The organism is Rhizobium sp. BK289 (genome assembly GCF_014193575.1).
In the GTDB taxonomy this organism is placed as follows: domain Bacteria; phylum Pseudomonadota; class Alphaproteobacteria; order Rhizobiales; family Rhizobiaceae; genus Rhizobium; species Rhizobium tropici_C.
The window spans coordinates 1-8,389 of sequence record NZ_JACHZO010000034.1; the positions used below are offsets into that span (position 1 = coordinate 1).

Genomic DNA, 8,389 nt, shown 5'->3' on the forward strand with positions numbered 1-8,389 from the left:
GGCGCTCGCTCAACAAAAACAAATCACTCATCGCGGCCTCCTATCGGAAACCGTGAATCACATCTCAAGCAAAATTAATAGGTCCTGAGCCTAGAAGTTGCTGAAGCTGAAGGACGAACTCAGCGCGAGCTCATTCAAAGCGTCGGCGAAAGCATCGACCTGATCGTCGAACTGCCCATTCGGAAAGGCACAGATCTCGTCGAGAAATGCCTCATTCCAGTCCCCACGCAAAAGCTTGACGTTTCCCGCTTCAGCCTGCGCCGAGGCAGGTTTGGCGCGCGTAGCCTTGTCGCCGGTTGGTGATATCGCTTTTACAGGAAAGCCAGCGAGCAGCTTGATCTTCGTTTCCGCATCGGCCTTGCCGGCCGCTCCCGGATCCTGCGGCATGCGGATCATCACCGTCGGCCCGTCCTGCGATGCCGTATTCTTGAGATTGCGCTCCACTTCGGCCGGAGACCAGCGTCCCCGCGCTATGGTTTCGACGTAGAAGATACCATCGACCCAAGCCATGCGCAGGCCAACGGTCCAATCCGGCTGGCGACCGGGACGCGCTTTCGAAGCGGCGAAATCCCAGGCGCGGCAACGCTTTGCACCTGCCGGCACAACTTCGACGATTTCGAAGTCGCCGCGCTGAAACAGACCACCGGAACGTGGCGCGGGCCGTTGCTGGAACTGGCCGGCCACCGCATAGGAACCGAGCGGAATCTTGTCACGCTCGACCACCGCCAGAGGGAAACGCTGCGGAAAGAGCAGTTCGCCCTCCTCTGTCCTCGGATCGACAAATCCGATCGAAGTCCGGCAACGGCGCTCCGGCTCGAATTCCATCGGCAGCATCAGGTGTTCGTAGCCGAGCCGCACCGCCAGGATCGTGCCGGAGACATCCGCCTCGTGTAGCCGCTGCATCACGACGACGATCGCGGAGCGCTGAGGATCGTTGAGACGCGTTGGCACGGATTCGCGAAATGTGCGAACCGTCGTCAGCCGCTCGGCTTCCGATTCGGCCCCATCGACCGAATGCGGATCGTCGATGATGACACGATCGCCGCGTCCACCGGTCAGCCTCGAGAATGGCACGCCCTGACGCGAGCCCGTGCGGGTATTGGCGAAAGCCATCTCGCCGGTTCTCGTCAGCTTGACCTGATCGCCCCACAGCGCCTGATACCACTCTGAGGCAACAAGGTCGCGCATGCGCCTGTTGTCGCGCTTGGCATAATGTTCCGAATAGGAGGCGCCGAGATAACGCAATTGCGGCTTGCCCTTCGGCCCCCATTCCCATGCCGGCCAGAAGACGCCGCAGAGAAGTGATTTCATCGTCCCCGGCGGCACGTTGATCAGCAGCCGGGTAATATCACCGGCGGTCACCGCTTCGAGATGCTGACAGATGGCGTCAATATGCCAGCCATGGACATAATCGACCGAGGGCTCGACGACATGCCAGGCCTCTCGCACGAAGCCGGTTAGCGATTGGCAATTGGTACGAATTCTCTCCGCATCCGCTGCAATCCGGGCGGCGACCTCCCCTTGCTCGCGCTCAGCTATCCGCCTTGCCTTCTCCTCCCGTATCGCCGCCATCATCGTCGCCGGATCCGGCAAGTGGGCCGAAGAGGGATTCGAGTATTGCAAGCTGCTCATCCGTGGCATTGGTTAAGTCGATGGTGACACCCCTGCCTCCCTTGGCCCCGGCGCCGGAGCGTTCGCTCGGCTTCTGGTGAACATAGGAGGCTGCGATCTTCGCCATTTCGTCGCGCCGCTTCTGATCCGCCTCGTCGTCGCGCATTACTTTCAACATGTAATCAAGCGGCGTGTCGTCAACAGAAACGGCCTTGCGACGGCGCGCACGCGGTTTGCGCGGCGCGACCGGCTTGTCGGCATTGGTCATGCTTCAGATTTCCGATGGGATTTTGAAAGAAAACAAACGGTTCAAAACAACGCTTGCGGTCGACAGTGCGTCGCTGCAACTGTTCTCATCATGCCAAAATAGATACCCTATTCCGGCGCAATTGGCGACACCCTTGAAGGCCGACCAGCGCGCAAGGAATGGAGACTTTGACGAAGGTGCCAAATAACGGTCTGAAATTACTTGTGAATATCGCAGCCTGCAGTCCGACGAATTGAAGGGTCTGACCTTAAATTCATATCGGTTAGCTCTGGAAAATAACGAAGATGCACGATCAAATTCAGTCCAGTGAAGCTTTTGAGCAGGTTCGCACCATACTCCTGCAGGAGTGGGATCCGATCGGCGTTCAAGATGCGCAGGGACCGCCTAACGAATATGACGGCTACGCCGAGGAAATCCTCGCCATGTTGTCGACAAGAGAAATGACCACCGAAGAGATTGCTGCTCACCTGCTGCAAATGGCTGCGGATCACATGGCGCTTCAACGCACACCGGCGCTGAGAACTCTTTGCACGCATGCGGCGGAGCATCTGATGAGAACCTCTCTAAAACACGGATACAGAGAAACATCAGGCTTCAGTTCGGCTGACGCCAAGAGCGATGATAGGATTCGGCAATTTATCGCCGCCAACCTTCCGGTCCTGCCCGTTCCCGGCATCGCGGGCATTCGGCTGCATAGAGCAGGCCCGCAAAGTGGGCTGCGGCGCCCCGCCGAGCGGGATCCGCAATTCGGCTCACCCTATTGGGCACATTATTGGGGAGGAGGTCTGGTCCTGGCTCGCTATCTTTTCGACAGGCCGGAAAGCGTGGCCGGCCGTCGCGTGCTGGATCTCGGGGCCGGCTCTGGAATTGTCGGGATTGCGGCCGCAAAAGTGGGTGCAGCGGAAGTCTATGCCGCCGACATCGATCCCTATGCGATCGCGGCCATCGAGCTCAATACGGCATTGAATGGAGTAACAGTCAACGCGACGCTCGCAGACTTGACGCAAGGCGAACCGCCCGAAGTCGATGCCATATGCGTCGGAGATCTTTTCTATGAAGCGACGCTTGCCGAGAAAGTCACAGCATTTCTGGATCGCTGTCTGGCGCAGGGGATTGCCATCTTGATCGGCGATCCCTGGCGCGCGCATCTGCCCAAGTCGAGGCTTCGGCTTCTGGCGGAATATGCGGTTCCGGATTTCGGCGAGGATACCACAAGGACGCGCCCGGCTGGCGTCTTTGCATTCGCCTGAACCAAATCACCGAGCGGAGACCTTGGCGCAGCGTAACGATTACGCGGGCTCGGACCGCAATCGTCGCTACGATTCAGGCGTTCATCTTGGCGCGCCTTCGGTTTCCGCGCTCCAGTCGTTTCGCCAGCTCGGCAAGCTCCGGGCTTGCCGCATCGAAGACAGGCCGCGCATCATCCGGCAGCCAGTGGTTTTCATGCTTGGGCGCTTGCGGTGTTATCCGATCAAGCCGACTAGGCGCATTCGGCATCATCGGAGATATGCGCGACCAATCTGGCTGCTGCAATATCGGTGAGCCGGCGAGAAGCCTGCTGGCAAGATTCTGGAATTCACCTTGAATGCGCCGTTCGGCCGTGCGGCGTACGCGCCCCGTCCGCGCGCAGAAATCCCGGAAGGATCCGGCAATATACGGCGCAGCTAGGCAAATGGACCAGCGCGAAAGCAGAATGCGCCGCTCCTCGTCCTGTACCTGCGTGCGCAGCCATTCCTGCAAAACTTCCTCCGCCCGACTGATCGCCGCGGCATTCGGACGATAGCGGATGCGGATATCTGCATGGTCCGTCGGCTCTGGCAAAACCTCCGGCCAAAGCGTCCGCATTCGGTCAGGCCGAACGCCGCGCACGTCGAGATGGACCATCGTGTCGGCAGCCTCGACGAAGCGGGCGCGCACGATCAGGCTCAAATCGGCGATCTCTGCCGCGTGACTGGACAGGTCGTCAAACTGCGAGGCGGATCGGTGCATCAAGTCGTTTCTCCAATTCCCGATAAATCAGCGTGCGTAATGTCGCGCGAACGGGCCAAGGCCGCCGTGCCACCGCGTCCGTGCGTAAGGAAGCGAGCGCGATATCGTCGAAGGCGCCCAAGAGATCACCTGGACGCTGCAGTGCCCAATCCTGGCGCTGCGCAAGGACATCGGACACCGCACCGATCGTGTCCGACCAGAGTTCGTCCCGGTTGCTCCCCGTCTGCCGGATGCACCGCAAGACGAAGACCAGATGGCCGTCGCCATAGCGACCTCGAATTTCCTGCATCGTCCCACGCGCGTGACTTTCCGCCGGGGCGCGTCGCCGATGGACCGGAACCAGCTTGATGCCGAGCCCATCGAGAAGAAGATCCAGCCTGCCTTTGGTCATGCAGCTCAACTCCTTTCCTCAGTGAATTTGATGCTTTCTGCATTCCGGCGAACGGATCAGGCAATGCCGGCGGCAGTAGCAGGCTTCGGCTTGAAGAGGGCTTTCGCTTTGGAAATTGCTTCGACCCTCGCCCCGTCACGCAGCATCGGCGTATTGAGATAGGCGACCATCGCCTCGCCCGCAGCGGCCTTCGCTGCATCCTGCGTCGCGAAAACGATTGGCTCGCCGCGACTATCGCGGACTATCTCGTTTGTCGCTCGATGCACCTTGCGGATCCAGCCGTGATGACCGCCGGCAACAGCTTCAGTTCCGATTTGAAATTCATTCATGGCAACCTCCTCCGGCCAATGGGCCGGATCTGTCTGTTGAGTGTTCTGGTGGGATTCGAATGGGAAGCGTGGGTGATCGTCAGCCCATTTCGACGAGACGTGCCAACTTCTCGGCACGAGTATTTTCGTCTTCAGCGATGCGAAAGTGGATCTGATCCCCTTCCGGCGCGCCACAATCTTCATCGTCATCATATGAGCATGACGATCTGCAGATGCTCGATTTTACCGCTATCAGCATGGTGCCGAAGAAAAAAAAAATGCCGCGCCCACGCAAGCCAGGAAGCCCTGAAGCAACTCGCTCATCACAATCTCCCCAGATCCGGAGCTTCATTGACTGGCTCGCCCATGGCCATTTCCGATGGCACGATCGCGAGGTCGCAGTTTTCGCAATGCAGTTCGATAACTTCTGCAATCGACAGGATGCGCCGGCAGCCTGGGCAGCCCCAGAAGCAGTCGAAATATCCCGCGCGAGACGATGTTCTCCTACTTCTTCTGCCCGTGGTCATACCGTCACCTTTCAATACATCCGGCCTAAAATCCGCAGATCAGTCCGCGTACCGGCATGCGGCAGTTTACGCCGCACGCCCCTTGATAAACACCAATTATGTTGATAATAATGATGATGTCAACATGATTTATGTTGCAAATTTTGCAAGGGTCGAAAAATGCAAAAATCCATGGGCGAACGACTGAAGGCGGCCCGCGAGGCCGCAAATTATCCATCAGCCACGAAGGCAGCGGAAGCGCTCGGCGTGAGCCTGTCCACCTATCGCGCACACGAGAACGGGCAGAACGAGTTCAGCGCAGAGATCGCCAATCGCTACGCCAAGAAATTCGGGACCTCTGCCGGCTATCTCCTGACGGGAGAAGGGCCGCGCACGGTGGCGCGTGTGGCGCCGACCATCGTCACCTCCTTCGATCCCGACGTACAGGATCAAGACGGATTTGCCGAAGATGGCGAAGAGCATAGCTATAGCCGCGAGCATTGGACGCCGCAGATCGCAGGCGCGATGCCGGAGGTTGATGTCAAATTGGGAGCCGGAAGTGGCATTGTCGGCGAAGTTATCAATCTTCCCGTCGGCTCCGGTAACGTCGCAGGGCATAAAATCGTCGCGGAATGGCTTATTCCCACAGGCTATTTGAGGAATGAGGCAAAGGCCTCGCCGAACCATACCATCATCATGGAAGTCGTCGGCGATTCCATGCAGCCGACCTACATGCCGGGTGATCGCGTCATCGTCGACCTCTCCCAGAACCAGATGACGACTGATACCGTTTACGCCATCAGTGACGGCTATTCCGAGCCGCAGATCAAGCGCCTTCAGCGTGTGCCCTTCACACACCCCAGCCAAGTGAAGATTATTTCGGACAATCCTGCCCTTGAGACGTTCACCGTCGAACTCGAGCGACTGACAGTCATCGGCCGCATTTGCGGACACATTGCCCGCAAATAGATAATTCGCACGGACTTACAAACACTTTTAATGTCGGCCCCGATTTGATAAACATAAATAATGTTGACACGTATTATGTTTATAGGCAGTATCCCTATCGAGTGCCGTTGGCCCTGAAAGGAATGAGCCCATGCAAGACGTAAGGCTTGCGTGAAGTCAGCGAAACCGGACAGGCATGGCATTGATATTCGATCGGAAGAAATATCGAAGGAGATTGCCGTAATGTTCGGAGCATCGCTTAATATCTCACCCGGATCAGCCGGGGCTTCGAAAGCGGCCGGTTTTCAGGAAGCAAACGCCTTCTCTGTATCGATCGCACAAATGGAGGCTTGATCATGCAGGCCAGCCCCGCCTTCTCCTGCGAATATTCATTCGACGAGCTCAGCATTCGCCTCTGCGATCGCTGGGAAACCGGGCTGTTGCTCTATGGCCGCGCCGAATTGACCTCTGCCGGCGATGGTTATGAAGACGAATTTTACGTCTCGGCTATCCGTCTCGATGGCGGCGCGAGATTGGCGAGACCGAACCGTTCGAACACTGCCAGCAGCTTCGAAATGGAGCTATTTCGACGGATAGCTGCGGTCATCGAAGATGACAGGACACATATCGGCCGCCACGCCGCAGAACTCTTTGCCAATGAACTGGAGCAATGCCGGCAAATCGATCATGATGAGCCCCGCAAGCTTGAGCAAGAGCGAATTCTCGAACCATTGATGTAACCGGAAGCGTATGACGATCGCAATTGGACCGCGCGGGGGTCGTAGATGGAAGTCTCACAAAGCGAGTTCGAGGAAATCCGCAGGCTTGAGGAAGAATTGCATCGTCCTGAAATCCGGCAATCGGCAGGCAGGGTGGCAAGCCTCCTCGCGAAAGGCTTTGTCGAATTCGGGAGCTCGGGAACGATCTACGATGATAGAGACGAGCTCATCATGCATTTGGCAGCGGAAAAGACGGAACCGTCTTCACAGCCCGTCATGGCGCGCGATTATACCTTTCGGTCGATTTCCCCTGACGCCGTCCTCGTCACATATCGAAGCGTTCGATCTGCAGAAGGAGATAGGCCTGCCCGGCATGTCCTGCGAAGTTCGATTTGGCAGCGCGTCGATGGTCGATGGCAGATGATATTTCATCAAGGCACGCCGACAACGCCGGATGGCTGAAGCCGGCAAATTATATGATCTGCACTTCACACCTGCTCCGTCGGTACGGCTTCCATAGAGCATTGATTTCATTCGCTGAGAGCTTGGCCAACATGCCATGCACGGATTGCACGTGGCCCGGGCATGGCCGCATTGTGAACCCCCATATGAGATCGGAATTTTTCATCGTCTGACGTTCCACCATCGAGGCTGAGTTTTTCCGCAACAATAGCTTTCAAAAGAGAGAGAAAAGAATAGTTTAGTTACAAATAGTCATGCCTTGCCGCAGAAATGTCTGATCGAGTCCACTATTGTTGCGGCATTCATCTGCGCCTGTAATCGCCGGAATGCCGAAAGATGGCGATCATTGCATATCCAAGGCAATGTAGAAGACGCGATGGAGTTTTCACTCTGAACATTTGGAGAAATCGTTCTTCTGGATAAGCAGGGATCATGCGGAAACGCTGGTTCATTTTTCCCAACCCGGCCCGGCACTTTAAAAAATCCATCATGCGATGGAGCTCAATCCCATCAACCCGGGGCTTTATCTTTAAACGGCCACCTGCGCGAGCTACACTCCCAGCCAGTTCCAGACTACGCTCGATTACATCAACCAGATGGCGCCCCCGCTTCGCAGACCGGCTCGCAGCAATGCTTGGTCATCAGGACGAGGCGTGCATGCTGGTACGCCGCGTCCGAACCAATCCCGACTTTGATGCCGACTGATGGCTGTCACTTGCTCCCGCCAAGGAGCAATGGCACAAGGACCTCTATCGCGAGGGTTTGAAAAAGGCGGATTTTGAATATCGCCGTAGATCTCACCCGCCGGCGACTTCTGCCGAAGGCGATCAGCCGGGGCAACAATGCTTCCGCACTGGCTAGCAATTGCCGTTCGGCGTCGCAATGCGCATGTCCTCCGTACTCCATTCGAGACGTGCCACCGTGTCAGAGAATACGCAATCCAAATCCATCAGCATGGAAGACCCTATCGTTGACCGAGCCTTCCGCAGGTCGAGGAATACGTCATCATCTCAAACGTGAAAACAATCGTAGCCGATCCCAACGGTACATCTTGATGTCCCGAATGGTTGAATGCGCTTAATCCGCTAGAGCGTAAGCGGTTAGCTGATGGCGTCAGGCCTGAAGTTCCATGGCATAAGCGCCTCGAGCTCGGATACTGGCCAGCCTTGAGCGATGCGGGTCAATGT

At 57.1% G+C, this 8,389-nt stretch carries 10 protein-coding genes and 1 pseudogene; 5 read left to right on the plus strand and 6 right to left on the minus strand.

Annotation, left to right across the window (positions count from 1 at the left end):
- Window positions 1-90: 90 nt before the first annotated feature.
- Window positions 91-1,575: a phage terminase large subunit gene (gene terL, locus FHT84_RS31045; protein ID WP_183765865.1), complete on the minus strand. Its 1,485-nt coding sequence runs from the start codon at window positions 1,573-1,575 to the stop codon at window positions 91-93.
- Window positions 1,532-1,879: a hypothetical protein gene (locus FHT84_RS31050; protein ID WP_112342611.1), complete on the minus strand. Its 348-nt coding sequence runs from the start codon at window positions 1,877-1,879 to the stop codon at window positions 1,532-1,534. Before FHT84_RS31050 ends, terL begins: the two co-directional genes overlap by 44 nt.
- 551 nt (window positions 1,880-2,430) lie before the next feature.
- Between FHT84_RS31050 and FHT84_RS31055 the strand changes: the two genes are divergently transcribed.
- Window positions 2,431-3,129 carry a 50S ribosomal protein L11 methyltransferase gene (locus FHT84_RS31055; protein ID WP_113251816.1) on the plus strand — a complete coding sequence of 233 codons (699 nt, stop codon included), beginning with the start codon at window positions 2,431-2,433 and terminating at the stop codon, window positions 3,127-3,129.
- 73 nt (window positions 3,130-3,202) lie between these two features.
- On the opposite strand, the gene FHT84_RS31060 is transcribed toward FHT84_RS31055, so the two are convergent.
- The 4 genes from FHT84_RS31060 to FHT84_RS31075 all read right to left on the minus strand — a co-directional run bounded on the left by FHT84_RS31060 (window position 3,203) and on the right by FHT84_RS31075 (window position 4,919).
- The gene (locus FHT84_RS31060) at window positions 3,203-3,868 is read right to left on the minus strand and encodes a DUF6362 family protein (protein ID WP_169646347.1); all 666 of its coding nucleotides are present in this window, start codon (window positions 3,866-3,868) and stop codon (window positions 3,203-3,205) included.
- Window positions 3,843-4,259 carry a hypothetical protein gene (locus tag FHT84_RS31065; RefSeq protein WP_113251811.1) on the minus strand — a complete coding sequence of 139 codons (417 nt, stop codon included), beginning with the start codon at window positions 4,257-4,259 and terminating at the stop codon, window positions 3,843-3,845. Before FHT84_RS31065 ends, FHT84_RS31060 begins: the two co-directional genes overlap by 26 nt.
- A 56-nt stretch (window positions 4,260-4,315) precedes the next feature.
- Window positions 4,316-4,588, minus strand: a complete 273-nt coding sequence (locus FHT84_RS31070; protein WP_113251812.1) for a hypothetical protein — start codon at window positions 4,586-4,588, stop codon at window positions 4,316-4,318.
- A gap of 79 nt (window positions 4,589-4,667) precedes the next feature.
- Complete coding sequence (locus FHT84_RS31075) at window positions 4,668-4,919, minus strand: hypothetical protein (protein ID WP_246698688.1); 252 nt, start codon at window positions 4,917-4,919, stop codon at window positions 4,668-4,670.
- Window positions 4,920-5,253: 334 nt separating this feature from the next.
- Between FHT84_RS31075 and FHT84_RS31080 the strand changes: the two genes are divergently transcribed.
- The 4 genes and pseudogenes from FHT84_RS31080 to FHT84_RS31645 form a co-directional block, all read left to right on the plus strand.
- The gene (locus FHT84_RS31080) at window positions 5,254-6,042 is read left to right on the plus strand and encodes a LexA family transcriptional regulator (RefSeq protein WP_112342618.1); all 789 of its coding nucleotides are present in this window, start codon (window positions 5,254-5,256) and stop codon (window positions 6,040-6,042) included.
- A 335-nt stretch (window positions 6,043-6,377) separates the two neighbouring features.
- A complete protein-coding gene (locus FHT84_RS31085) occupies window positions 6,378-6,761 on the plus strand; it encodes a hypothetical protein (RefSeq protein WP_183765863.1) in 384 nt (127 codons plus the stop codon).
- A 45-nt stretch (window positions 6,762-6,806) separates the two neighbouring features.
- The gene (locus FHT84_RS31090; protein WP_113251814.1) at window positions 6,807-7,202 is read left to right on the plus strand and encodes a DUF4440 domain-containing protein; all 396 of its coding nucleotides are present in this window, start codon (window positions 6,807-6,809) and stop codon (window positions 7,200-7,202) included.
- Between the two features lie 428 nt (window positions 7,203-7,630).
- A pseudogene (locus FHT84_RS31645) lies at window positions 7,631-7,982 on the plus strand (hypothetical protein); the annotation flags it as partial.
- Between the last annotated feature and the right edge of the window lie 407 nt (window positions 7,983-8,389).